General features: G+C 35.9%; 24 protein-coding genes and 1 CRISPR repeat array. Of the genes, 13 read left to right on the forward strand and 11 right to left on the reverse strand.

Translation table 11 applies throughout. The annotated features are described in order from the left end of the window. Positions 1–14: 14 nt before the first annotated feature. Positions 15–923, reverse strand: coding sequence for an ARMT1-like domain-containing protein (locus QXK50_03050; protein MEM2008140.1), 909 nt, complete (start codon positions 921–923; stop codon positions 15–17). Positions 924–1,000: 77 nt separating this feature from the next. On the opposite strand from QXK50_03050, the gene QXK50_03055 reads away from it, so the two are divergent. After that, a complete protein-coding gene (locus tag QXK50_03055; protein ID MEM2008141.1) occupies positions 1,001–1,819 on the forward strand; it encodes a nicotinamide mononucleotide deamidase-related protein in 819 nt (272 codons plus the stop codon). 177 nt (positions 1,820–1,996) lie between these two features. On the opposite strand, the gene QXK50_03060 is transcribed toward QXK50_03055, so the two are convergent. After that, positions 1,997–3,880 carry a phosphoenolpyruvate carboxykinase (GTP) gene (locus QXK50_03060; GenBank protein ID MEM2008142.1) on the reverse strand — a complete coding sequence of 628 codons (1,884 nt, stop codon included), beginning with the start codon at positions 3,878–3,880 and terminating at the stop codon, positions 1,997–1,999. Positions 3,881–4,220: 340 nt separating this feature from the next. On the opposite strand from QXK50_03060, the gene QXK50_03065 reads away from it, so the two are divergent. Then, complete coding sequence (locus QXK50_03065; protein MEM2008143.1) at positions 4,221–4,754, forward strand: hypothetical protein; 534 nt, start codon at positions 4,221–4,223, stop codon at positions 4,752–4,754. Then, positions 4,755–4,910 (forward strand): hypothetical protein, encoded by a 156-nt coding sequence (locus tag QXK50_03070; GenBank protein MEM2008144.1) that lies wholly within the window; start codon positions 4,755–4,757, stop codon positions 4,908–4,910. Positions 4,911–5,225: 315 nt separating this feature from the next. Here the strand turns inward: QXK50_03070 and QXK50_03075 are convergent, their stop codons facing one another. The 4 genes from QXK50_03075 to QXK50_03090 form a co-directional block, all read right to left on the reverse strand. Continuing rightward, a complete protein-coding gene (locus QXK50_03075; GenBank protein ID MEM2008145.1) occupies positions 5,226–5,855 on the reverse strand; it encodes a mechanosensitive ion channel in 630 nt (209 codons plus the stop codon). Positions 5,856–6,027: 172 nt separating this feature from the next. Beyond that, entirely contained in the window at positions 6,028–6,798 is a 771-nt protein-coding gene (locus QXK50_03080) for a hypothetical protein (GenBank protein MEM2008146.1), read from the reverse strand. A 134-nt stretch (positions 6,799–6,932) separates the two neighbouring features. Then, positions 6,933–8,306 (reverse strand): radical SAM protein, encoded by a 1,374-nt coding sequence (locus tag QXK50_03085; protein MEM2008147.1) that lies wholly within the window; start codon positions 8,304–8,306, stop codon positions 6,933–6,935. A gap of 484 nt (positions 8,307–8,790) precedes the next feature. After that, complete coding sequence (locus tag QXK50_03090; GenBank protein MEM2008148.1) at positions 8,791–9,255, reverse strand: 6,7-dimethyl-8-ribityllumazine synthase; 465 nt, start codon at positions 9,253–9,255, stop codon at positions 8,791–8,793. A gap of 274 nt (positions 9,256–9,529) precedes the next feature. Between QXK50_03090 and QXK50_03095 the strand changes: the two genes are divergently transcribed. From QXK50_03095 to QXK50_03140, 10 genes are all read left to right on the forward strand, one after another. Then, positions 9,530–10,327, forward strand: coding sequence for a thermonuclease family protein (locus tag QXK50_03095; GenBank protein ID MEM2008149.1), 798 nt, complete (start codon positions 9,530–9,532; stop codon positions 10,325–10,327). Between the two features lie 70 nt (positions 10,328–10,397). Then, on the forward strand, positions 10,398–11,303 hold the full coding sequence (locus tag QXK50_03100) for a hypothetical protein (GenBank protein ID MEM2008150.1): 906 nt from the start codon (positions 10,398–10,400) through the stop codon (positions 11,301–11,303). Positions 11,304–11,388: 85 nt separating this feature from the next. Beyond that, a complete protein-coding gene (locus tag QXK50_03105) occupies positions 11,389–11,895 on the forward strand; it encodes a nitroreductase family protein (protein ID MEM2008151.1) in 507 nt (168 codons plus the stop codon). 335 nt (positions 11,896–12,230) lie between these two features. After that, on the forward strand, positions 12,231–13,085 hold the full coding sequence (locus tag QXK50_03110) for a hypothetical protein (protein ID MEM2008152.1): 855 nt from the start codon (positions 12,231–12,233) through the stop codon (positions 13,083–13,085). Positions 13,086–13,104: 19 nt separating this feature from the next. Next, a CRISPR array of direct repeats spans positions 13,105–15,870; the repeat unit is 25 nt; unit sequence CTTTCTACTCCCTTTTGGGAGTTTC. Positions 15,871–16,153: 283 nt separating this feature from the next. Continuing rightward, on the forward strand, positions 16,154–16,552 hold the full coding sequence (locus QXK50_03115; protein ID MEM2008153.1) for a hypothetical protein: 399 nt from the start codon (positions 16,154–16,156) through the stop codon (positions 16,550–16,552). 17 nt (positions 16,553–16,569) lie between these two features. Further along, the gene (locus QXK50_03120) at positions 16,570–17,814 is read left to right on the forward strand and encodes a TM1812 family CRISPR-associated protein (GenBank protein MEM2008154.1); all 1,245 of its coding nucleotides are present in this window, start codon (positions 16,570–16,572) and stop codon (positions 17,812–17,814) included. A 698-nt stretch (positions 17,815–18,512) separates the two neighbouring features. Then, a complete protein-coding gene (locus tag QXK50_03125; GenBank protein ID MEM2008155.1) occupies positions 18,513–19,160 on the forward strand; it encodes an energy-coupling factor ABC transporter permease in 648 nt (215 codons plus the stop codon). Then, on the forward strand, positions 19,157–19,432 hold the full coding sequence (locus QXK50_03130) for a hypothetical protein (protein ID MEM2008156.1): 276 nt from the start codon (positions 19,157–19,159) through the stop codon (positions 19,430–19,432). The genes QXK50_03125 and QXK50_03130 overlap by 4 nt, the downstream gene beginning before the upstream one ends. A gap of 36 nt (positions 19,433–19,468) precedes the next feature. Then, positions 19,469–20,230 carry a hypothetical protein gene (locus QXK50_03135; protein MEM2008157.1) on the forward strand — a complete coding sequence of 254 codons (762 nt, stop codon included), beginning with the start codon at positions 19,469–19,471 and terminating at the stop codon, positions 20,228–20,230. Beyond that, positions 20,221–20,904, forward strand: a complete 684-nt coding sequence (locus QXK50_03140) for an ABC transporter ATP-binding protein (protein ID MEM2008158.1) — start codon at positions 20,221–20,223, stop codon at positions 20,902–20,904. Before QXK50_03135 ends, QXK50_03140 begins: the two co-directional genes overlap by 10 nt. On the opposite strand, the gene QXK50_03145 is transcribed toward QXK50_03140, so the two are convergent. From QXK50_03145 to hemL, 5 genes are read right to left on the reverse strand one after another with little or no spacing between them, the layout of a single operon-like run. After that, positions 20,901–21,590, reverse strand: a complete 690-nt coding sequence (locus tag QXK50_03145; GenBank protein ID MEM2008159.1) for a bifunctional precorrin-2 dehydrogenase/sirohydrochlorin ferrochelatase — start codon at positions 21,588–21,590, stop codon at positions 20,901–20,903. The genes QXK50_03140 and QXK50_03145 overlap by 4 nt on opposite strands. Positions 21,591–21,600: 10 nt before the next feature. After that, positions 21,601–22,347 (reverse strand): uroporphyrinogen-III synthase, encoded by a 747-nt coding sequence (locus QXK50_03150; protein MEM2008160.1) that lies wholly within the window; start codon positions 22,345–22,347, stop codon positions 21,601–21,603. Further along, positions 22,344–23,081 carry a uroporphyrinogen-III C-methyltransferase gene (gene cobA, locus QXK50_03155; protein ID MEM2008161.1) on the reverse strand — a complete coding sequence of 246 codons (738 nt, stop codon included), beginning with the start codon at positions 23,079–23,081 and terminating at the stop codon, positions 22,344–22,346. The genes QXK50_03150 and cobA overlap by 4 nt, the downstream gene beginning before the upstream one ends. Before the next feature lie 5 nt (positions 23,082–23,086). Next, positions 23,087–23,980: a hydroxymethylbilane synthase gene (gene hemC / locus QXK50_03160; GenBank protein ID MEM2008162.1), complete on the reverse strand. Its 894-nt coding sequence runs from the start codon at positions 23,978–23,980 to the stop codon at positions 23,087–23,089. 4 nt (positions 23,981–23,984) lie between these two features. Next, positions 23,985–25,283 (reverse strand): glutamate-1-semialdehyde 2,1-aminomutase, encoded by a 1,299-nt coding sequence (gene hemL / locus QXK50_03165; protein ID MEM2008163.1) that lies wholly within the window; start codon positions 25,281–25,283, stop codon positions 23,985–23,987. Position 25,284: the final 1 nt, after the last annotated feature.

Consider the following 25,284-nt stretch of genomic DNA (forward strand, 5'->3'; position numbering starts at 1 on the left):
TTCAAGAAGATATTCTAGAAATTATTCCCTATCTTTACAACAGCTTTACCTAGAGGAACACCTATGTCTCTCGCAATAGGTCTACATTTAGCTACAAGCATATATACCACAGGTTTCTTCAACATGTTCTCTATCTCTGTTATATATTCATAGTTAGCCATACCTTTAGCTACAACAACATCAACATTGTTAAGTATCTCAATAACTTCTGGCTTTACTTCGTCTAAGAATATGCTTGAGGCATCACTACATGTATCAATAACTCTATCGAAACTCTCATGTAGATTAGCATCTACAGTATCTTCTATAGTTATATCGTTTTGAAAAGCACCACCTTTAACAACAGCTATTACTTTCTTACCCATATACTTAAGTACATCAGCTAGAATCTTATCGAATACAGCTTCGCCTGAGTTATCCATTAGGATAGCTACGTCATTAGCATTCATAAAGATGTTGATTATTGGATCTATATCTCCGTATATTTCAAGAGAATTGGCTAGATTCTTAATGTCGTTAATATCTGGTGGTGTGTATCCTGCAACACCTGTATCTAGTGTGTTTCCTATAAGCGATATCTTTATAGCTATACGGAGTCTATCTATAGGGCTAGGTATGCTTTCTATTATCTGTTTTATCTCTCTATAGATCTTTAGAGCTTCTTCATTAGCTCTCTTCTTAAGCTCTCTATATGGGTCAGAAAGTCCTGTGGTATGCTTTATGTATCTGAATAGATCTGTTGCTATAACTGTTGGTATACATAGACTATCGTATCTATCTCTACAGTTCTTCAATCTATTGCTAACTTTCTCCACAATGTTCTTGATCATCTCTACACGTTTATCTTCATCATATATGAGTTTCTCTATATCTTTTAGCCTTATATTGATTTGACAAGCTATACATTCGGCATACAGCTTCACGTAGTTACACCGATGCTGATTAATAGTCTTAAGTATATAAGTTAGAGGTAGATAACAGTATCAATAGTTTTGAGGTGGTGGATATAGAGCTAGATTCATGGATCTTTACGCTTGGCAACGAGATTGTGCAGGGAAGAGTTATAAACACTAATGCGAGTTTCATTGGCAGAAGATTAACTCTTCTAGGTTTTCGTGTTGTAGGTGTATTATCGTTAATAGATGATGTAGATGTGATATCTAGATACATATCATTGGTGTTGAAGGAGAAGCCAAGAGTTATAGTATCAACAGGTGGTCTTGGGCCAACACATGATGATAGAACACTTGAAGCTATATCAAAAGCTGTAAACAAGAGACTAGTTATCAATCAAGAAGCACTAGAAATGATTAAAGCTAGATACAGTTTACATGGCATAGAGCTAACAATAGAGAGGATCAAGATGGCCTATCTACCCGAAGGCGCTATCCCGATACCCAATCCCATCGGTACAGCTCCTGGTTCTTGGCTTGAAGTAGGAGAAACAATAATAGTATCTCTACCAGGTGTGCCTAAAGAAATGGAGATTATGTGGAGTTCATGGGTTGAACCTAGATTAAGAGCTATAGGGCCACCAATACATATAGTAGAGAGGTTATTTGTAATCGAGGATGTGCCTGAAGCAACATTTGCACCAATAGTTAAAGATGTTCTTAAAGTGTTTTCAAATCTATACATAAAAACTCATCCCAAAGGAGATGAGGTAGGGAAACAGGTTCTTGAGGTATACGTGATGTATTCACATAGAGATAGAAATGAAGCAGAAGTAGCTATAGATAATGCTATCCAGCTTCTACACAAGAAATTTAGAGAAAGATACGGTACAGAACTTAAATCAATGCTAGTTAAAGTAAAGTAACGTTAATCGTAAACAGTATTTTTACTCAAACAATAAACGGAAATATCGATATAGCGTTGAAAACAGTATACAGACTTATTTTCTAGAATATAGAATAATTAAGATATAGACTTCTTACTATAGTAGTAATGCTTAAGTGTTTTTCATTGATATAGCATCTGGTAGTATTTTGTTGTGTCAAGATTTGTCGAATTTGAATGGGTTTATCTTGTTTCCGTATTTCTGTTTTGCTTCTTCTAGTTTTCTCTTTTGGTTCTTCATAATTTCGAAGAATATCGGTGGTGTATCTGGTATAGTTGTATATATGTTCCACCCTCTTTCTATTCTATCTATTAGTTTCTCTATCCTCAACATGAATTCCTTCTCATATCTTGTTTCAGGATACTCTCTATCTAGATGCTTGTTGAATAGTTTAGCGAGATCTCCATAGATAGGTATATAGCCTATAGGTGTTTCTATAGCATCAATATCTCTATGTACCCTAAGTTCCATCCATCTAAGCCAAACAGCTTTATCTCTTTTATCAGCTATAAATCTACCTTCTTCGTCTTTTAAGAAGTAGTTGACATTAAATATCCTAGGTCTAGTTACCAGTTTTTCGCCAAAATCTAGGTGTAGTTTTAAGAATTTACCAATAGATATAGATAGAAAGTCTAGTATAGCGAACGGATTGAACTCCATTTCACCAACACCATCTAGTATAGCTGTCGTTTTTTCTGATTCTAGAATAGCACCCATAGTGACTACTCCATGGATCCAATCGAAAGACTCTACAACTGGAGGTAACGTGTGGTAGTCTCGTCCTCCAAAAATCATTCCATGTATAGGAACACCATTAGGATCATCTATTTTCGGATCTAGATTATCTAGATATCTGATAGATATAGTGAATCTAGCGTTTGGATGAGAAGGCGGGATCTTTAGAGCATTATCGTTTTCAGGAGGCCATCTACCAGCATAATTGATGCCTGGTTTAGGTGGTTCTGATTTTCCTCTCCACCATACTTCTCCATCATCTGTTAGAAGCGTGTTTGCAAATATAATTTCTGTTTCTGGTGATGTAAGTAGTCTATATATTTCTGGATCTTCTTCAGGATTGATACCATCAACAATACCGAACATCCCTACTTCAGGATTTACTGCTCTAGCCATACCATCTACAGCTTTTATGATAGCTATATCATCTCCAACAACTATATCAGCTGCAAAAACAGTTGATGTTTTTCCGCATCCCGCAGGAAAAGCGCCTGTGAAATATGTTACTCTATCGCTGTTTCCTCTAACCCCAACGATAAACATGTGTTCACATAGCCATCCTTCTCTATAACCTTTATATACACAGAATCTGAGCATAAGTTTCTTGAGACCAACACTATTTCCAGCATATTGAGTGTTTATGCTATAGACTGTAGCTCCCTCAAGATCTATGTATATCCTTCTCTTGTCTGTATTCTTAGACCATCTATTCTCATTCAATTCTCCAGATGAATGAAAAAACTTCACATATTCAATATCTGGTGTTTTTTCAACGAATACGTCATAACAAGGTCTATAGAGAATATTCTCTGAATGGATTACGTAAGCAGAATCAGTTACTTGAACAGCATACATAGTGAAATCGGAATCTCTAGGTCCGAAACAATAGAAAGATACGAACATCTCTTTACCGCTCATAATGCCTTCAGCTAACTCGAAAATCTCTCTAAGACCTAACTCTCTACTGTATGTAGTGATAAGAGGAATACTATTATTGTTGGATATCAAGATTTTTGTGTTTTTTCTATCTCTAGCAAGATCGTTAGGTCCATCAAAATGCACTGTATGCATAGGGTATATAGTAGAGATTTCTTCTCCTCTCTCGATAGCAGCTTTCCTTACATACTCTATATCCTCTCTATCACCGGTCACTATATATACTGAAGAAGGTTTAGCTATACTTATTACTTCTGCTATCCATTTATGTAGTGTAGGATCTCTAATCTTCATGAGTCTCTCATACATTCTAGGTGATAACACCTTAGTTAAGCGAGAGTAGAGATCCTCGTTGTCGCTAAAGATCATAATGTTTAGCACCTTTTCATTAACATCTAGATAACTCTCTAGAGACTTAGAATGGTTGCGTATTTAAATATTTCTTTCATATAAATACAGTAAAAATATCTATAGATGCTATAAACTTCTGTATACATATTCTTATTCAGAGATTTTATGCCATGTATTTGTGTTCAGATATGTATGGTGATACTCTTCACATAGATTTTTATACCTCTTATTTGAAAAGGTGCAAGGAGAAGTAGCATCTTGATGAACTCTGGAAAAGGAGTTTAAAAGATATACTTCTCCACATGATGATGCAACTCTATCAACAAACATAATGTGTTTGTAGTAGAGATGCATCTGTATGAGTGATCGAGGTAATAGAGTTAAGTTGTCTTTGTTACCTATTCTAATATCTATTCTAGTATCTATGAACCTTCTCTCATCTTCTATAGCTTCTCTTACAATTACAGAAGGTTCTCTCAATATTTCTAGCGGAAACTCTGTTGGATGGAGAGTTGTTGCTGAAGGCTCCAGTATTTCTAGATATGAGTTTGCTTTAAGTTGTGTAGCAAATGCTTTAAGACTTATTCTCTATATGGATTCAGGAGGCGATATCAATAAAGATGGTATCAAAATGGTAATAGAGGGAACCACTATAGCTATACTACAGGATTCTCTTATAGAGTATAGAAGTAGTGTCATTGGTTACACGAGGATAGGTTATGAAGGTGATGGTAAAGGTACCGCTAAAGGTCTTCACGTAATATACTACATATTTCCAAACACTACATACATTCAGCTCATCAAGCTAGAGCTATACTCAGAACATGGATACCCTAGACTTTATACAGATAAATCATTGATAGAGCCAGTAAATATAACAATGTTTTACTAGTTGCTTAAAGACGAGAAGTACAGCTATGGAACATACTATGTAGACAATGTGAATCCGTATAACGGTGAGCTAAAGATGGCTAAAGTATCTCATGGAGTACCTACCGAGATATATAAGGATTATAGCGGGGTTTCATACTACTATGGGAGAACCTAATATCTATAGCTGTTATCGCTATAGCTCTCTAGATTGTTCTAAAATTCATGGTATCTGTAGAAAGTGTACTGAGGTCAGAGATATGGTGTAGGTACATCAGTAGTGTTAATTGAACATCAGTAGTAATTGAGCTAGTCAACTTTATGTAGATGTATTCGTAAAGCTTCAAGAGAGACAATGGATTACATGGTTACATATACTTGTTGAGAGATCTGAGAAGAGGTTTAGAGGGTTTCTGAAGTATGTAGGAAAAGTAGTGATGTGTATGGAATTCTTTGGCGCTCTATATACTGTTATATGTTGTAATGTTTGTATCTATTTCTTTGGCTTTATATATATCTTTCCACCGATAATCGTGGTATTGGGTATCAGTACTCTTGATCCATCTGATTTCTTGATTACTGTAAACATTGTTGATACATCATCTACAACACCTTCTTCACCAGCTACAATAACTTCATCGCCTATCCTAAAGGGTCTCGAGATAAGTACAAATAGACCTGCTACTGCTTGTCCTAGCACTTGTTGTGATGCAAATCCAATAACCATGCCCAAGAAGCCACCTAGAGCAACACCAGCAACTCCTCCAGCAACACCACCAGCTATAGCTGCAACCATAGCTCCTACACCAATAATTCTAACAACATTTCTAACAGCAACAGCTGTTGAATGACCGTATCTAGGTCTTGTAGACCAGTAGAAAAACCAGGCTACACTATTAACTATGAGGTAACCAAACATTAATGCTAATAGGAGCTGGATATAAATCTCGTAACCAGTTATATCGATATTGAGTCTAGTCAATAGAAGATCACTGATAACAAACTTTACTAAAGCTGAAACCACAACATAAAGCACAATAAACATTATTGTGCTAGCAATAGCTATAAAAGCATTTCTAGCAATCTCTCTACTACTTATATTCTCTCGAGATCCACTCTCCATAAACTACACCTCTACCTAAAAATCCTACACCAAATATATAAATTCACTATCTACACAAATAAGACAATAAACAATACACATAAATCTGAATCAACTAATCATGTTCAACGATATCGCAGTACTTAGTCAATAATAAAAGATGTGGTATATAGAAGATTTTCTATTAATGGCTCTAGTAGATGTAGACTACTATCCCTTTTTCTTTCGCATAATTCTCTACTTCCTTACCTATCCATACTCCTGCTAGAATACCTACAACTTCTTTCTCTATATAGTGTTTTTTAACTAAATCGATTTTACTTAAGAGGATACCTATATCTCCATGTCTAGGCTTAACCTTAACCTCAACAACATATACAGATCTATTTGTCTCTATAAGAAGATCTATATCAACATCATCAAGTCTAGCATTCCTAACTCTCTTGAGTATATGTTCACCTTTATGAGAAAGATCTTTAGCAAGATCTTCATAAACATATCTAGCAATAGAGGCTTCAGTTAAACCACCAATAGTCTGCTCAAGATCAGATGTCCTTTTAACAAGCATAGTAACAACATTTGTTAGTTCTTCTAGTCTTTTGCTGTGTTCTTCTAGTCTTTTGTTGTGTTCTTCTATTGTTTTTGTTAGTTCTTCTAGTCTTTTGCTGTGTTCTTCTAGTCTTTTGTTGTGTTCTTCTATTGTTTTTGTTAGTTCTTCTAGTCTTTTGCTGTGTTCTTCTATTGTTTTTGTTAGTTCTTCTAGTCTTTTGCTGTGTTCTTCTAGTCTTTTGTTGTGTTCTTCTATTGTTTTTGTTAGTTCTTCTAGTCTTTTTTCTATTGCATCTAGTCTTCTGAGGATATCTAGTATCCCTAATGCACCAGCTATAGCGTATCTAAACTCTATATCTTCCTCAATAGCCTTGAGTATCTTTATTTTCTCTTCTTTACTAAGTACGTCACTCATCCTTATTCCCTATATATGGTTTGTATAGAGACTATATATGTATTTTACCACGCGATTCTATCTAGAGAATAAATTATACAGTATCTAGTAACTTAGTACATTATCCACATACATTGTGTAGTAGGACGCAAGAACTACACTATTTCAACTATCTTTGGGTAATCCTCATACCTAGATATCTCTGTAATTGCTTCTGCTAGTCTAACTGGTTTAGTTACATAGTTCATAACGGATTTATATACTTCTTTAATGCCTCGTCTAGATAGTCTATAGATATCTCCATTTCTCTTAACCAGACCATTTATCTCCATAATCTTTAGCAGAAGCTTTATTCTGAGAGGTATTTTATTCAAGCATATTAATCTAAATGCTTTATCAGATATTTCGCAACTACTTAGTTGGTCAAAGAATAATCTCCATATCCTTGCTGATGGATTTATGTTTCTTGAGTATATAGCTGGAGGTATATCTCTTTCCACTAGATTAATATATTTTAGTGGATTGTGTATGTTTATGTATTGATATAGGGATAAAGTACTCCATGAACCTGAACCAAACCCTAGTAAAGGTCCTATCCATAGCGAGTTCATTGTGGCATATTCATAGCGTTGTCTAGAGATAGAGTATACCCTGATGAAGTATAGATTATTTGATTCAGCAAAGTCTATAGCTTCATCAATAAACAGATCAATTGAGTCTAGCTCTTGACTCAGTTTATTGTATCCTACTAACCTATATCCTGGAGAGCTTCTTGGTATTATTGTTGGATAGAACGTTATTTGATGAACACCTAGTGTATAGCATTTCTCCATATCTTCTCTAAATATCTTTAGCTTCTCTTCTAGAGGAATCTCGATATAGTCTTTAATATTAGGGTTAAGGATCATCAAGTCTATGTTAATCCATTTGAAACCAGCTTTAAGGCTATTCTCAATAGCCTTTATGTTATCTTCTGGAGAATGCTTTCTACCAATAGACATTAGTATCCTTTTGTCGAAGCTTTGAACACCTATACTAACTTCATCAACATTAGCTGAATAGAGATTCTCTACATATTCACGATTCTTAAAATCTTCAGGATTAACCTCTATACCTATGCTACACTTAATGTTAAAGAATTGTGCTAACGTATCGATGAGTTCTCTATATAGTTTCGGTGGAACAAGACTAGGAGTTCCACCACCAACATGTATATCTGTAACATTAAGATCATTCTCTTTTAATTGTTTACCATACATCTTGATCTCTTTCAACAAAAAGTTAAAGTACTTCTCAAGCTCTTGCTCATTCTTCAACACATCCTTAAAATATGGACAAAACATGCATATAGATCTACAGAAAGGTATGTGTATATATATGCCGATGTCCTTGGTATTGATGTTTTTCTCAACAAGATTCCAATGACTATATGTATCATGGATTCTATAGAACTTAACTCTAACTCTTTTACTAAGTAGTCTACAGGTCTTTAGTTTCTCGGAGTCAAAGATAGGTGCACTTATATCCATATATAGTGCACCTATAGATCCATCAGAGAGAAAGCATAAAAATCTAACCTTATTGATCTATCCATGGCTACTGAACCAGAAATTAATAGATCTGATATTAGTAGATGTTAGTAGATCTATATGATAGTGCTACTAGATCTATTTTAGATATAAGAACATCACTATAGTGCTTAACTATTGATTATGTATCAGTATATCTATTCTCATAACAGAACATCAGTAGTCAATATATAGAGATCTCCTATATGTATCAATAGATGTGGCTAAAGATATTGAGAACATATATGTTTATCTAGGTAGAGACTGAACATCTTTATGTATTCTCCATTTCTTGTATTAATGGTATATGTGTAGTATGTTTCTTGATATGCATAGATATAGAGTATTATAGAGATGTGGAGTATAGGGAGAACTAGGTTTGTGGATTGAGTATATAGAGATGTGTATTGAAAAATGATGTGTCTCTAGATCATGTAGATGCTTATCAATGTGTGGCTATATCTAGAGAGTGTTTTTCGTTATCTCTATATCTATTATCTATAGATCTCAGTATATCTACAACCTTTTTAACAGCGCTTAGGGTTAGTTCTGTAATCTCTTTACCACCTTCTTCAACAAGTCTATTGCTCCAATAGATACCAGGGCCAGAGATACCGAAGCCTATAGGTTTTCCATATTCTAGAGATAGATCCAAGAGCTTGTTAACAACTTGATTAAAAAGGAATTCTTCTAGTGATGTTTCTTTATATATTGCTCCAAGAACTATAACACCATCTACATAGTTTTTCTCTAGAACTTTCTTAACTACTAGAGGTGTTTCGAGAAGACCTGGAACTCTATACACATCAACAATATTAGCTCCATACTTTTGTGCTTTTTCTTCAACAGCCTTGATCATGTGGTCTACTATGCTTCCAAGCATAGTGGCTACAACAGCTATACGGATCATAGATTACCACCATCTGTTGAACAATAGCTTCAACAATATAAACATGTTCTTTAAATATTTGTTAAACTCTTTAACACTATATCTATTGATCCTATATACATACCTCTATATATACTTCTTTAAATATGTAAAAACAGTTTAAACTGCTTCATCTATATAGAGAATCTGGCTCTATAACCAAGAGCTAAAGCGTTTGCTATAAACATAATAATTTTTATATCTTCAACCATATTTTTGAAGCTAGAGGTATAGAGATATTAGATATATCTTGTTGGTGTTTCTCTTTATATTCATATCTATGGCTATCCATTATACAATTTATCTAGAGGGACAAGATATAGAGATTGATGTATGTGTCGATATTTATCGTATAGTTGATGGAGATACACTTGATGCTTTTCCTGTAGGTAGAGTTAGGTTAGCTGATATAGATGCACCTGAACGAGATACACCAGAAGGAGAGATAGCTAGAGAGGCTCTAGCAGATATAGTTCATAGATATGGGTATAGAGCGTATCTAGATGTAGATAATGTCTATGTTATGGATAGATACAATAGGATTGTAGCAGTTGTTTATCTAAGGTATAACGAGACTCATCTAATTAATGTAAATAAATGGCTTGTAGAAAATGGCTATGCATCTATTGATGATTACAGAAACCAGTTTAATCCATATACATGGTCTCTCTATGTATATCTACCGCATGATCCCTGCATAGAGAAGATTATTACCGAAACTATTACACATAAGGTAACAACTACAGTAACATTCGCAATACCTGTTACAACCACATTACTTGTCACAACTCCTGTTACAACTACAGTAAGAGGTAGTGTTACAAAAACATTAACAACAAGAGATATAGCAACAGTTATATCTACTGTAGTCAGTAGAGAAACTACCACAATCCATACAACATATACAGTAGTCTCACAATCAATACTAACAAAAACAGTCACAACAACATATACGGTAGCAGGTTCTGGGGAAACTCTAGCTATTGTATCTATACTCATTGTCGTATCTATAGCTTCTCTACTGCTTCTCTCTAAGCGTTTTGTGAAGAGATAACTAGAGTATTTTGCTGAATTGATCAAGTTTTTTAAGTATTGAGTAGTAACTTCTATCTATAGGTGGTTCAATGGGTATGGAGATGAATGTTGATGGTTTTAGGGTTAGAGTGTTTTATATGGGTGGTATGGCTATAGGTGTTGCTGAGGATTTTGGTCCTAGAGTACTTTATCTAGCTCCTAGAGATAGACCTAACCTTAATCTGTTTAGTGTATTGCCTGATTTTGGTGTAGAGACTGTTGATGGTTTCTGGAGGATATATGGTGGACATAGGCTCTGGATTGCTCCAGAGTCTATGCCTAGAACATACTCTATAGATGATAGACCTGTCTCTATCGAGGTTAGAGATGATGTTGTAGAGGTGATGGGTAATCCAGAGCTTCTGAATAATGTGTTGAAGAGTATAGTGTTTAAGCCTTTGGGGAATAGTGGTTTTGTTGAAGTTGTTCATAGGGTGACTAATATCGGTAGATGGTCTATAGAGTTTTCTTGTTGGGCTCTATCTGTTATGAAGAGAGGTGGATTTGCTATTGTGCCTATAAAGCCTTTCTATAGAGAGAGTCTTCTACCTGATAGAGTTGTAGCTCTATGGCCATATACACGGCTTTCGGATAAGAGGCTTATTTTCACAGATAGCTATATAGTTGTTGTACAGGATCCCTCTATAGAGAAGCCTCTTAAGATTGGTGTAAGAGCTAATCCTCCTTGGGTAGCTTATTATGTTGATGGCTATGTGTTTATCAAGATGTTTAGATATGTAGATGCTGTTTATCCAGATTTCAATGTATCTGTAGAGATCTATACAAACAACTTGTTTCTAGAGCTAGAGACTCTAGGGCCTTTGAGGAGAGTAGCTCCAGGTGAAGTGAATACACATACAGAGTTGTGGAGCGTTATAGAGGTGGGAGAGCTAGAGCCAAGTGAAATCGATATAGCTGATAAGCTTGAGTCAAAGATACTGAAGGGCTTGGTCTAGGAATTGACGTATCTTTCTTTGTGTAGTTGTGTAGATATAGCTAATTTTTTATTTTCTGTTGTTTCTGTATTTGTTGGTGGTGTCTATGGATGTATATGAAGCTATACTCTCGAGACGTAGCATTAGGGTATATAAACATGAGCCTATTAGGAGAGAAGATCTAGAGAAGATACTTGAGGCTGCTAGATGGGCTCCAAGTGCTGGAAATAGACAGCCATGGCATTTCATAGTTGTTGATGATGAACAGATCAAGGAGAAGCTTGTACCTGCTTGTAGGAATCAGAGCTTTATAAAGGATGCATCTTGTGTAGTAGTTGGTCTTGCTGATGTAGAGAAATCACCTAAATGGGCTATAATAGATACAACTATTGCTCTAGAGCATATAGTTCTAGAAGCTACAGAACTAGGCTATGGAACATGCTGGATCGGTGCATTTGATGAAGCTGAAGTCAAGAAGATTCTGAATATACCGGATAGATACAGAGTTGTAGCATTAATAACAATAGGTATAGCTTCAGAATCACCATCACCAAGACCTCGAAAACCGCTAAAAGAGATAGTATCTCTAAACATCTTTGGCAACCCATGGTGATTACTCAATAAATATTGCACCAGATGATAGCAATATCTAAAGCATTTATGCTACACCTAACTCTAATCTAGCATAACGATATAACTAAGCGTCTTTGGATAGAGATTGATGTACAGTATCCATGCTGTATAGAGTGTAATTGATTATCCAGAATCTCCTATCGAGATCCAGTAAACCAGGGTTCTAGAACTAAGTGCCTCAAGCTCTATTTGAAGTAGATCTATTGACTAGATACACTGTCATCATTATCATAGGGATAGAGATACACCATTACTGTATCTCTATAGCGATAGATTTTTAGCCTAGATCTATCGAGATAGACTTGGTGTAGAGTTTTGTCGAATTTTGAGAAGCCTAAGCTCTATGTCTATGCACCACCTATGATATCTCTCTTTTCAGCTATACTCTATGGTTTAGCTGCTCTTACCAACTATTTTACTGGTGAAGATCAGTACCTCTGGCAAAGTATCATATATACGCTCTATTCTCTAGGTTTTCTAGGACTCTATGTGCTACTCTCAATTATTGCTGCATTAGAGCCTCGTCTAGAGGTCTACATGGTTGGTTTAGGTCTTGTAGCATCTATCTATGCTATCTATCCAGCAATTGTCTTAATGGTTTTTGGCGGTATCGTGATATATGCTATAATGTTTTTCTATCTAATGGTATCTGTCACATATCACCCAACGGTCTATGGATACAGTAGGTTCTGGGGTATACCGAAGATTCTTCCAATCATAGTTGGTGCTCCAGTAGCTATTCGTGAGCTAGCTACAATAGTTTGGGAGATATATAATCTACATAAGGTTCCTAACATGGAGCCACTAACAACACTAACTCTAGTGATATTGGTTCCAGTACTAATCATGTGTCTAGGAGATATACCTCCCTATAGAAGAATGGTGAAAATTCTACAGCTACTCGCTATAGCTATAGCAACTATAGCTTACCTATGGCTACTTCGCATAGAGATAGCAGGGTTCCGGATACCCCATATAGTGCTTCAAAAACTAGAAGAATACAGAGCTATAGATATATTTGAGAAAGAGTTTAGAGCTATAGGGATGCTAGGTCTTTTAGCTTCAGCAGCAACATTTGTAGAAGTATTGAAGCATAGCGCAGATGTAAAGAGCTATAGAAAGAAGAGACAAAGAGCTATAGAATCAGTAGAAGAGGTAGAGCTAGTGTAGCAAAATAGAGCCACTAGAGCTTCCTACTCCCTTTCGGGAGTTTCTAGTACTCCATTGTCCTCATGGCTATGTTCTTGACGATGACTCCTTTCTACTCCCTTTTGGGAGTTTCGATATCAGTAGTTGGTATAGGAGAAATATATCTATTCAGTATCTTTCTACTCCCTTTTGGGAGTTTCATGAGTCAAGAACTATTTGAACTTGCAGAGAAATATGAAATAGAAGCTTTCTACTCCCTTTTGGGAGTTTCATATTACAGAAACAATCTAAAGACACCTGGTTTCTCAAAGTCATTTGCTTTCTACTCCCTTTTGGGAGTTTCTGTTGTTGATAGTTTTTGTTAGGCGGTGTACCTCCAGGCCTTTCTACTCCCTTTTGGGAGTTTCCTGAGGGGATTATATGAAAATATTACTCGTGACCTAGCTAGATTTGTCTTTCTACTCCCTTTTGGGAGTTTCTTAAGAAAGTCTCATAACAATCCATTGCCAATGGATAAAGTTTTTCCCTTTCTACTCCCTTTTGGGAGTTTCAATGAAGATACTTAGAGAGGAATATAGAAGAAATCTGAATGCACCTCTTTCTACTCCCTTTTGGGAGTTTCAATCAATATTTGATTATCCAAAGGACCCAACAAGAATCATGGAAGCTTTCTACTCCCTTTTGGGAGTTTCTTTTTATATTCAGGAAAGACTATATTGAGATTAGAGAGTTTAGCATCTTTCTACTCCCTTTTGGGAGTTTCATTTAAATACAATATCCCTGATACTGAAATAGAGAAAGTATTGGAAACTTTCTACTCCCTTTTGGGAGTTTCTCGGGATTTGGCTCAACCTTTATTAGACCAGCTCCCTCCATTAGCTTTCTACTCCCTTTTGGGAGTTTCAACTACTACGATGTTGCATTAAATGCGTTAATCAAGTACATTCTCACTTTCTACTCCCTTTTGGGAGTTTCTATGTTAGCAGAAAACGAAGTAATTGATGATGATATGTTAATGCATACTTTCTACTCCCTTTTGGGAGTTTCGCCCTAACGTACGAAGAATTTGTAGAATTTGTAACAAAAAACTTTCTACTCCCTTTTGGGAGTTTCGGATATCAAATTGATATCATCTGTGATATCAAATTGATATCACACCTTTCTACTCCCTTTTGGGAGTTTCCTTAATCTGAAGACAATTGCAATAGGGGATACAAAGTTTCTAACATATCTTTCTACTCCCTTTTGGGAGTTTCTATCTGTTGTTTTCTCTACGATTCCTGCCAAGACGTCTACTATGAAGTCCTTTCTACTCCCTTTTGGGAGTTTCTTCATATATGGACATATGGATACTTGTTGAGAAGAGTGATCGCTTTCTACTCCCTTTTGGGAGTTTCTCAACAACACAACATTCACACTACCGCTTAGAATTTCTCTGTACTTTCTACTCCCTTTTGGGAGTTTCAACAATCCATTATATTCTCAATCATATCCAATTCTAGTACCGACAACTTTCTACTCCCTTTTGGGAGTTTCCCCTATCATACCAATCTATAATGGTCGATAACCCACTATCTTGTAGAGCTATCTTTCTACTCCCTTTTGGGAGTTTCTTTTAGTCCAATTGATTGCGCAGAGATGCTGATGTTTACTAGAACATCTTTCTACTCCCTTTTGGGAGTTTCACTTCTATGTACCGAGAAAAACCGCAGATGAGCGTAGGACGTCTTTCTACTCCCTTTTGGGAGTTTCAAACAAAGAAACAGTTAAACAAAAAACAAACCGCAAACCTTATATATCCTTTCTACTCCCTTTTGGGAGTTTCCCATTCTCCTGTATAGGAATCTAGATTAGATGTTGTTACAATTGAATCTTTCTACTCCCTTTTGGGAGTTTCTTTCAGTTACTAATGCGTCCAAAGGAAGGTCAAGTATTTACTACTTTCTACTCCCTTTTGGGAGTTTCGTAAGAAATGATGAAAAGGAAGCGTATAGAGCTCTATCGCTTGGTTTAACTTTCTACTCCCTTTTGGGAGTTTCAAAAGCTGGTTTGTGCAATACTATCAAGCAATATTAAGAAAGATAAATACTTTCTACTCCCTTTTGGGAGTTTCCAAAAGTGAATTTGTAAAGTACATGTTCACGATTGAAAATATTGATGTCTTTCTACTCCCTTTTGGGAGTTTCTGAATTGAAAAACTTGAAACCAGAAGACAAGGAAAAAATTCTAACTTTCTACTCCCTTTTGGGAGTTTCAATAAGTATGGCACATCAACAATTATTGCTGTTTTATCTGATTTCTTTCTACTCCCTTTTGGGAGTTTCGAGCAAGAAAACCCAGAGCTACTCGAACAATTGAGTGATCTCTTTCTACTCCCTTTTGGGAGTTTCAAAACAATAGCGAGTCTCTCAGAACATCAAGTAATTGTAAATGCCTTTCTACTCCCTTTTGGGAGTTTCCTGTTGTACTTAGCTTCAAAGAGGATGGTGCAATAATAAGCCAGACTTTCTACTCCCTTTTGGGAGTTTCTTTCTATGATCATCTGTTATTATTGTTGATACAATTTCTTCAACTCTTTCTACTCCCTTTTGGGAGTTTCAATACTGTGCTCCCGGTCAAGGGCGGCGGAAACCCTTCGTATACCACTTTCTACTCCCTTTTGGGAGTTTCCAGCACCAATGGGTATATATATGTATCCATCTCTACACTTTAGAACTTTCTACTCCCTTTTGGGAGTTTCATTAGCAATAATACTCAAAAATAACAAACTATCTACTTCTACTTTCTACTCCCTTTTGGGAGTTTCTTGTGTTTACACTTATATATTTGTGTTTTTTAGGGTTTATAAATATTTTTATGAATTTAATCAGAAGATTCATAGCTATATTGATGATTTATAAAATGGTTGTTCTAATGGGTAAGAGTTGAGCTGATGTAGATGTTCTGATGATGTGATGAAAAGAATTGAATTTATATGTTCTAATGAGTAAGTATTGAAAGTATTACTTGCAAAGAATAGATGTTTGTATTTGGTGATCTAATGTTTAATGTTTATATACTTTGGTTTTTGTTTTGTTTTGGTGGTTGGTGTGGTTTGTTTTGTTGTTTTAGCTACGTGGGGTCAGCCGGCTTATTGGGGTGATGCTAATTATCATGTTGATGGTGCTTCTTTATGTACTTGTTGTTCGCTTATGGTGTTGCTTAAACGTATTGTTGATGGATATGGCGTATCTTCAGTAAGAAGGGTGTATTTGTTTGGTTTAGATAGTGTTGTTGATATTGATAGGGTTAGTAAGATTTGTGGAGAAGGTAGTGGTAGTGTTTGTAGGAATGTGGTTTGTAGGTATATTAAAAATGGTTATCGTTTTGGTGATGGTTGTTTTAGTGACTATCATGGGTTGATTGATTATGTATCTAAATTTTATGATCATGTTTATAAAGAACTTCTTGAAAATCTTTCGAAGGGGCTGGGTATAAGAATATTATAGATAGTCTATGTAATGTAGTGAAAGTTGTAGTACTACCGGCTTTGGGGTCTCCTGGTGGTTTGTTTAAGTTTGTTGGTAGTGTTGAAGATTATGTAGCTCTATCTCTGATTAACTTAGGTGAAGATTTGGCTAATCTAGATGAGTCTCTAGCTAGAGATTGTGATAACATCATTGTGGTATTTGATTCAACTCACGGTATAAACTACTCACCTGTATTAACAGCAAAGATTTCAGAAATTGTTGCTCAAATTCTTAGGCTACGCTACAACATTAATGTATCTCTCGAGATATACAACTCAGATCCATATCCACCAAAAAGTGGCTCTGATAAGCCTAAGATAAACGTCAATAAAGTTTTCGAGAAACAGGTTACAGAAATAGAGATTCCTCGACTAAATGATCTAAAAGACTTTGATTCATTTAGTAAGAATAGTAGATGTGTTGAAGAAGCTAAAAGAAACGATAAAAATTTAGATAATGAGTCTACAAAGAATCTTCGTAGCGTTATGGATAGCGAGCTCAAGCGCATCATCAATAATGTTCTAGCATCACTTTACTCACCATCACCTCTAGCATTACTATATTCATGCTATGATTATCAGAATTACTGGGAAAGTAGTAATGATAGGTGTAGTAGTGATAGTAAATGTATTAAAGATTTTCAGGAACTTTTATCGAAGATCAAGGATATGTGGATAGAGAACGTGAAGATTAGAGATAAATGTATCGAGAGAAGTATATCAATTAAGTTGAATACTATATGGAGTCTACTGATAACTGATTCTGTTTGTACACATGTTAAGAATCTTATAGATAAGCATCAGAATCCTATATACGAAATCAATCAGAATCCTATATCTCAAGCAAAAAACATTATCATGTTTAAACTATCTCTACTCAAAGACCTGGCTGAAAACATCTACACAAGAGTTAACTTTGCATTAAACTACTTAATTAAACATGAAATCAGTATCATAGAGTACTTAAGTAAAGACAAGATAAAAGAAAATGAATGTAGAGAATATAGAGAAATTTCAGAACTAAAAACTGATGAAAATACTGATAAACAACGTAGTCAACGAATATTAGAGAGGAATTTGATAGCTCATGCGGGTCTACTAAGAGATTTCGTAAAGATATGTAAACAAAACAATGAACTCTACATAGGATATAAAGATACTGAAACAATTGAAGATATATATAATCATCTAAAAAACATATTCAATAAACGGTCTAAAAAAAAAGGTCTAGATATTGATTAATCCACAACAACTAGAGCATCAAGCTATAACCAATCTATGAAATAGATACAGTAAGAGCTTGTGAAGAGATACAGCATAGTTGCTTACAACAATCTTCTAGTCTAATGCATCTTACTAAAGAGGTATACTGAATACTCCTTCAGTTAATAATGATGATTCTATATAAATATATATACGTATATATGTTTCAAGTCTATAGATAGGGTTAGAGGGTTTCGAGAAGAACTATCTATAGAGTGACTAAGATTATAGGATTCTGTAGAACCAGTTGTGTAGGAGATATACTGTAGATTTCTAGTCGACATATCTCTATATAGTGAATGGCATTAGCTCTATGAAGACAGTATTTCGTGGTACCTTATGCTGTCTAGATCTAGACACATTATGATATATAGCTTCTAGATACTGTATTTATCTATATAGTCTCTACACCTAGATATGTATCCATCTATGTTATACAAACAGTATGTGTATATACCTTGTGGCTATACCTTGTCTAGAACAACTATATTGTTGTAGTACTAGTACTTCCTCTAGGTAATTAAATTAGGGATATTTCTTTAGCGAAACACTTGGTATGTTCTATTTTATATCGAGATTCTATGTAAGCTTCTTGTGCACCTTAGCGTATAGGATTAGTGCATATGGATTTATTAACAACACTCTTCTAAACGACTATATGGCTTAGGTGGCCACATATGCATATCCCGGATGGTCTGCTAGATCCATATACAATAATCGCTACATATGGAATAGCTATACTTATACTAAGCTACACCATAATGAGATACAGAAGCATGGTTTCAGAATTCGAGATAGCTAAGATTGCTGGATTAGCTAGCTCAATATTTGTTGCTCAATTAATTAAATGGCCTGTACCAGGTGGCTCAACTCTACATTTCGTTGGCGGTGGACTAGCAGGTATTGTCTCAGGACCTCTTGGCGGGCTTATAGTTATGGCTACAGTACTCGCTGTCCAGACATTTATATTTCATGATGGTGGGATAACGGCATTTGGTGCAAACATAATTTCAGCTGGAGTTATAGGTGTTTGGTGTAGCTATCTAGTCTACACATTTTTGAAGAAGACTAGAGCTCCATTCTATATCGCAACTTTTATTACTGGATACTTATCAACAGTACTCACAGGTTTGACAGCAGGATTTATATTGGGATTGTCAGGTGAAATACTTGGGTCAAATATCTATAACCTTAGGATAACTCCTACGGTAATGTTTGTAACACATGCATTACTAGGGCCACTAGAGGGCTTAATTACTATGGGTGTTGCTGAATATATTCGTAGTAGAAATCCATCGATACTCTTTGAAGGGGGTAGAGCATGATTTCGAGAAAGATTATCATAGTGTTATCGTTATTGATCTTGGTTAGTCCTATCTTTGGGATCGTGTTGCCGGAGATCCTTGAATCAGAAGAATATATAGAGTCTCTAGCTGATATAGTTAATGCTACTGGTTTAATCTATTCACCATTTAGAGAATATATGGTACCAGGCCTAGATGCTTATTTAGGCTATATGGTTTCAGCTGCCTTTGGGTCTCTAGTCATTATATCGATCTACTACATAATACTCTACATAATGCGTAGAAAATCGTAGAACAGATTTTATGAAGAGTTCCCTAAGGATATAGCTATGAGTGTTCCAGAAATCTTATACAGTATAGCTAATGAGCTTTATGAAGTTCTCGAATCTCTATATAGCAGACCTAGAAAGAGGTTAAATGTGGTTATAGCTATAGTTGTGTTTATACTTCTAGTATCTTCATCACTCTATGGAGATGTGTTTAGCAAGCTGGTTATATTATCCATATCGTTTACAGTAATGCTCTTAATAGGTAGAAGCCCTAGAGATACTGTACATATATACGTAGATCTGCTTGTGTTTCTAATACTAATTGCTTTGCCTGCAATTGTTGTTAACTATATATTGTTTAACGATATTGTTGCTATAGCTCTATCGCTACTACATATTCTACTCAACACTATAACCATCTCTACAGTATCCATAATGCTGATAATGGCTATAGGTATAGATGGGGTATCGAAGACTTTATTCAAGATATCTAGATTCTTTGGCTACCTCTTTACAACAACATTTCTATTGCTCCCTAAAGTCATTATCCATATAACTTCTCTCATACTTGCTAGAACATCTAGAACCCTGAAGCTGAATAGACTAAATCTTCTGAAGATCCTTGTAGCCTGTTTAGGTGATACTGTATTCCACGGTATCGAGTTATCGCAACAAATGGTTCTAGCTATAGAGTCTAGAACTATTGTGGATAATATTGATAGAGGAAGAAGCGCTACTAGAAGTAGATTGAATGTACTAGACTATATTCTTCTAATTCTTTCTTTATCAATTGCTATAGCGGTGTACAGCAAATGGATATAGCTATTCGTGTAGAGAATCTATGGTACAGATACCCTGGATCACAAGATTTGTACACGTTGAAAGGCATCGATCTGTATCTATATAGCGGTAACATCTATATACTTACTGGACCCAATGGTGCTGGAAAATCAACTCTATTAATGGTTTTAGCTGGATTGCTCAAACCTGTCAAAGGTGATGTCACTATAAATAATGTTTCGATATTTAGGAAAAGAGATATGAGGAGGTATATAGGTATATTGTTTCAGAATCCTGATGCAATGCTTTTCAATCCCTCTGTTTATGATGAACTTGTGTACTCAATCAAACAGATAGAGAGTAGCGAGAAGATTATAGCTGATAGACTAAGCTATTGGCTAAACTATTTCTCTCTAAACACATCTATCTTGAGTCAGAAGCCCTACGCTCTTAGCTATGGCTATAAGAAGTTAGTGGCACTAATATCGATACTGATGTATTCACCACCTATACTTCTTCTAGATGAGCCTCACACAGGTTTGGCTAAGAGGTTTGTGGATAAGCTTCGTAAGCTGGTTGTAGAGCACAAGATGAAAGGCGGTTTAACTGTTATTGCAACACATAATCTGAAGCTTTATAGAGATATTGCGGATAGCTTCATTAGGCTAGAGAATGGATCTATAGTGGAGATAAGGTCTGTAAAGACATATATCTAGTTGTCTTGATCTAAGCCTCTTTCTATGCATTCCTTAATTTCAAATCCAAAACCTCTAGCTATATCGATAGCTCTTGAAAATGCTGCAACAGTATCTCCTTTCGATACATATCTATTAAACTCATCATCTGTAAATATAGATCTATAGAGATTCATACGCTCTTTATGGTTTTGAACAAAAATCTTTACACATTTCTTCAATACTCTACAGATATATATGAGGGTCTTGATCTCTATATCGCTTTCTAGAAGTATCTCTATCTTTCTAGCCATTCTTCGAAGAGCTTCAACAGAAATACCGTAACTCGTTATACCTATATCTATACCGTTTAATGATAATCTTAACGGGACTATTGTGTTGCCTAGCCTAGAGTCTACAGCATTATTAACCAGTTTGCCTAGAGATATAGCTATTCTAGCTATAGCTGATGCAAGAGATTCACTATCTATAGCTATCACCACTAGATGATGGTCTTTCACCAACTGCTTAATGGTCTCTATATCGTTTTCCTTGATATCAATTGACACTATATCAACTCCTTCAATCCTTTTTTCAGATTCTCTACATACCATAGTAACCTTAGCACCAGCATTACTAAAGAGAGAAGCTCTCCTTAAACCAACGCTACCACATCCTATGACTAGTACCTTTAGGTTAGAGAAATCGATGAATAGAGGTATATACATTTGTCTAACCTTACCGAGATACTCTTCTTGCTTCTGAACATATGTTCATGATGATTTCTCTAAACATCTCTATAGTTCCATCACCAACTAGAACACTATCTACATCTCTACAGAATTCTGCAACACCTTTTGCTGTAGTTCTACCTAGTACAGCTAGAGGTAGGTTATTGAGGCTCTCTACTTTTCTACACAAGATCTTTGCTATAGTGTAGCTAGTTATAGCTAATACATCTATACCTCTTCTCTCGATAAGCTTCTTCACAAGCTCTAGATTCTCTTCAACAACTCTATATCTATAGACCTTAACAACATATATACTCAACCTAGGGTATCGATCAACATCAATAACACCACCTTCAGCTTTAAACAGAGTTATACATTTAATACCCATAGACTCTAGATACTTCATCAACTCTTCAGTAAAAGGTTTTGGGGAAATAATGTGCGGCTCTATCTGTAGATAGTTTCGAATACTTTCAGCAGTTCCTTTACCTATGACAACAACTGTGCTTCTCTTTATAGCCTCGATCAATACATCAATCAACTCATTATTTTCAGCATCTCTAACCAGAATCCCTATAGTTCTTGGGCTAACAACAACTGCTACAGGACATCTCTTAAGATACATGATTGCTTCTATAGATGAGCCAACGATAGGCTCAAGCTCTATAAGCGGTAGCCAGAGAATGCTACCGATGTCTAAGAGCTTGTTAGGTATCTTTGTATCGGGAGAAAATACAGCAATACGGCACTTCATCTACAAACACTATAGAGTTTTTCGCTAAGTTTAGCAGATTTACCGACTATTATTACAGCTGGTCTCTCTACACCTTTCTCTCTAACCATATTTATCAAATCTCTGAGAGAGCCTCTGATTATTGTTTGTCCAGGTAGAGTGACATTGATTGCTATAACACCATGGGTATCATATCCCATGATCTTTCCTATCTCTTCTAGAACCTCATAAGCTCTACTAGCACCCATAAGCACAACTACAACATCTACAGCACTAGCTATTCTAGATAAATCTACAGATCTAAAGCCTTTGGCTGGATCTTCATGTGATGTAACAACAGCAAAACTCGATGAATATCCTCTAGCAGTTAGAGGTACACCAGAAACAGCTGAAGCTGCAAGAAAGCTTGAGACTCCTGGAACTACTTCACAACATATACCATGTTCAGCAACATATAGACATTCTTCTGCTCCACGTCCAAATACCATAGGGTCTCCATTCTTTAGCCTAACTACAGTTAAACCTCTTTTAGCAAATTCTACCAACATCTTATTGATTTCTTGTTGCTTATGGCTTTCACCAGGCTCTTTGCCTACGTAGATCTTTATAGCACTCTCTTTTGCATATGATAACAGTTGTGGAGAAACTAGTCTATCGTATAGTATAACATCTGCCTCCTTGATCAATCTAAGCGCCTTTAGCGTTATTAACTCAGGATCTCCAGGACCAGCACCAACTATATATACTTTGCCCAATTTCCTCAACTCAGAAGACTCTTAACTTCTTCAGCCATTCTTTCTCCAAGTCTTTCTGCTTTATCTATATCTGATCTACTCTGAATCCATATACCTTTACCCTCATCTACAAATACATTTGCTACTGCTGTAAGTGTGTTAGATTGATGGCTTATACATACAAATCCTAGAGCTGTTCTACATCCAGCTCTTAGTGTTTCTAGAAATGTTCTTTCGCATTTCATCATAGCCCATGTATATCTATCTGACTTGTCTCTAAGAACTCTAGCTATCCAGCTATCAGATGGAGCTACAACAGCTATTATGCCTTGTCCTGGTGCTGGTGTAAAGGGTATGATTGGTAGTCTATAGTATTTTATGTCTAGGTTAAGTCGTTTGACAGCACATTCAGCTACTATAATAGCGTCGTATTCGTTGTTCATTAGCTTAGCTACTCTTGTATCGATATTGCCTCTGAGGTTTTTTACAATCAATTCATTATTTATAGAGAGAATCTGTAGCCTCCTCCTCAGACTAGATGTCCCGATAACTGTACCAGAAGGGAGATCGTAAGGCGAAACTACTTCACCTGATCTATGGATTAAGGCATCGTTTGGGCTATCTCTCGGAGCTACAAAGACTATATCCATACCGTATGGAATTTCGCTAGGTATATCCTTTAGACTATGTATAGCTACATCAGCTAATCCATTCAATACAGCTTTATCAACATCTTTCTCAAATGCTCCAACAACCCCTATCTCGTGTATCGGTTTATCAGTAACAATATCGCCTACAGTCTTAATAACTACTTTCTCGAATTCTGCTTCAGGAATCATCTGCTTCATGTAGCTGATAGCTATATCAGTTTGTATCAAACTGAGTCTACTCCCTCTTGTAGCTACCTTAATCTTTCTCATTCTGTTAACCGCTACTCATATTCTTAATTGTTTTAAATACTGTATGGATAGAGTCTATGGTTTTAGATACAGCTTCATCTACATGGGCATAGCTTGTGAATATTGCTTCGAATTGACTTGGAGCAATAAACACTCCTCTCTTCTGGAGCTCTATCTGCATCTTCTTATACAATACACTATCACTATTTCTAGCATCGCTAGCGTTTTTCACAGGCTTATCTATGAAGAATACCTGGAACATGCTCTCCACATGGTTTATCTGGATATCTATGTTATTTTCTTCAGAAGCTTCTTGAAATGCTTTAACAATCTTTTCAGCAGATAATCTAGCGTAATAATGTACAGGTTCTTTCTCGAGAACCTCTATAGTTGCATAGCCAGCGACCATAGAGATTGGATGAGCATTGAATGTTCCTGCATTGAATACTTTTCCTTGAGGCGCTATAAGTGATGCTATATCTTTTCTAGCCACTACAACCCCTATAGGGAAACCACCACCAACTATTTTGCCTAGTGTAACAATATCTGCTGAAACGCTATAGTATTGTTGAGCACCACCTAATCCAAGCCTAAAGCCTGTTATAACTTCATCGAATATCAGTAGAGAGTTGTATCTATCGCATAGCTCTCTAAGACCTTTTAGGAAATCTTTATCAGGAGGTATCACACCCATATTACCTAGAACAGGTTCTGTTATTATGGCAGCTATTTGTTCACCCATATTCCTGAATATATATTCTACAGTAGATAGATCATTGAATTCTGCTACAAGTGTATATTTCGCAACATCTTCTAGAACACCTTCGCTAGTCGGTATACCATAGTGTTGAGCAGCACTACCTGCAGATACAAGCACAAAGTCGTGAGCACCATGGTAACATCCATTAAACTTGATTATGTATTTACGTCGGGTATATGCTCTAGCTAGCCTTATGGCAAGTAGTGTAGCTTCAGCTCCACTATTAACGAATCTAATCATTCCATTTCTCATTACATAGCTCTGGATCTTCTTTCCTAGCAAAACTTCTGCTTCTGTTGGGGTAGTATAGAGCCATCCTTTCTCTATCTGGTTCTTTAGAACCTTCTCTATGTATGGATGTCTGTGGCCTAGAATCAGAGTACCGTAGCCTAGTACATAGTCTATAAGTGTTTCTCCATCGACTGTATAGATATATGCCCCATTGGCTCTCTCTACAAAGAATGGATAAGGCTCTACAGCAGCTCTTATAGGGCTATTTACACAACCTGGGAATAATACACATGCTTCTCTATACAGTTCATAACTTCTATCGCTTCGATTCATC

It is taken from the genome of Ignisphaera sp., from assembly GCA_038831005.1.
GTDB lineage: Archaea > Thermoproteota > Thermoprotei_A > Sulfolobales > Ignisphaeraceae > Ignisphaera.

Excerpts from the sequence above, each read along its gene's own strand:
- QXK50_03060 (MEM2008142.1), bottom strand. The coding sequence starts at position 3,880 with ATGATCTTTAGCGACAACGAGGATCTCTACTCTCGCTTAACTAAGGTG.
- QXK50_03065 (MEM2008143.1), top strand. The coding sequence starts at position 4,221 with ATGAGTGATCGAGGTAATAGAGTTAAGTTGTCTTTGTTACCTATTCTA.
- QXK50_03075 (MEM2008145.1), bottom strand. The coding sequence starts at position 5,855 with ATGGAGAGTGGATCTCGAGAGAATATAAGTAGTAGAGAGATTGCTAGA.
- QXK50_03080 (MEM2008146.1), bottom strand. The coding sequence starts at position 6,798 with ATGAGTGACGTACTTAGTAAAGAAGAGAAAATAAAGATACTCAAGGCT.
- QXK50_03085 (MEM2008147.1), bottom strand. The coding sequence starts at position 8,306 with ATGGATATAAGTGCACCTATCTTTGACTCCGAGAAACTAAAGACCTGT.
- QXK50_03090 (MEM2008148.1), bottom strand. The coding sequence starts at position 9,255 with ATGATCCGTATAGCTGTTGTAGCCACTATGCTTGGAAGCATAGTAGAC.
- QXK50_03100 (MEM2008150.1), top strand. The coding sequence starts at position 10,398 with ATGGGTATGGAGATGAATGTTGATGGTTTTAGGGTTAGAGTGTTTTAT.
- QXK50_03105 (MEM2008151.1), top strand. The coding sequence starts at position 11,389 with ATGGATGTATATGAAGCTATACTCTCGAGACGTAGCATTAGGGTATAT.
- QXK50_03125 (MEM2008155.1), top strand. The coding sequence starts at position 18,513 with ATGCATATCCCGGATGGTCTGCTAGATCCATATACAATAATCGCTACA.
- QXK50_03130 (MEM2008156.1), top strand. The coding sequence starts at position 19,157 with ATGATTTCGAGAAAGATTATCATAGTGTTATCGTTATTGATCTTGGTT.
- QXK50_03135 (MEM2008157.1), top strand. The coding sequence starts at position 19,469 with ATGAGTGTTCCAGAAATCTTATACAGTATAGCTAATGAGCTTTATGAA.
- QXK50_03140 (MEM2008158.1), top strand. The coding sequence starts at position 20,221 with ATGGATATAGCTATTCGTGTAGAGAATCTATGGTACAGATACCCTGGA.
- QXK50_03145 (MEM2008159.1), bottom strand. The coding sequence starts at position 21,590 with ATGTATATACCTCTATTCATCGATTTCTCTAACCTAAAGGTACTAGTC.
- QXK50_03150 (MEM2008160.1), bottom strand. The coding sequence starts at position 22,347 with ATGAAGTGCCGTATTGCTGTATTTTCTCCCGATACAAAGATACCTAAC.
- hemC (MEM2008162.1), bottom strand. The coding sequence starts at position 23,980 with ATGAGAAAGATTAAGGTAGCTACAAGAGGGAGTAGACTCAGTTTGATA.
- hemL (MEM2008163.1), bottom strand. The coding sequence starts at position 25,283 with ATGAATCGAAGCGATAGAAGTTATGAACTGTATAGAGAAGCATGTGTA.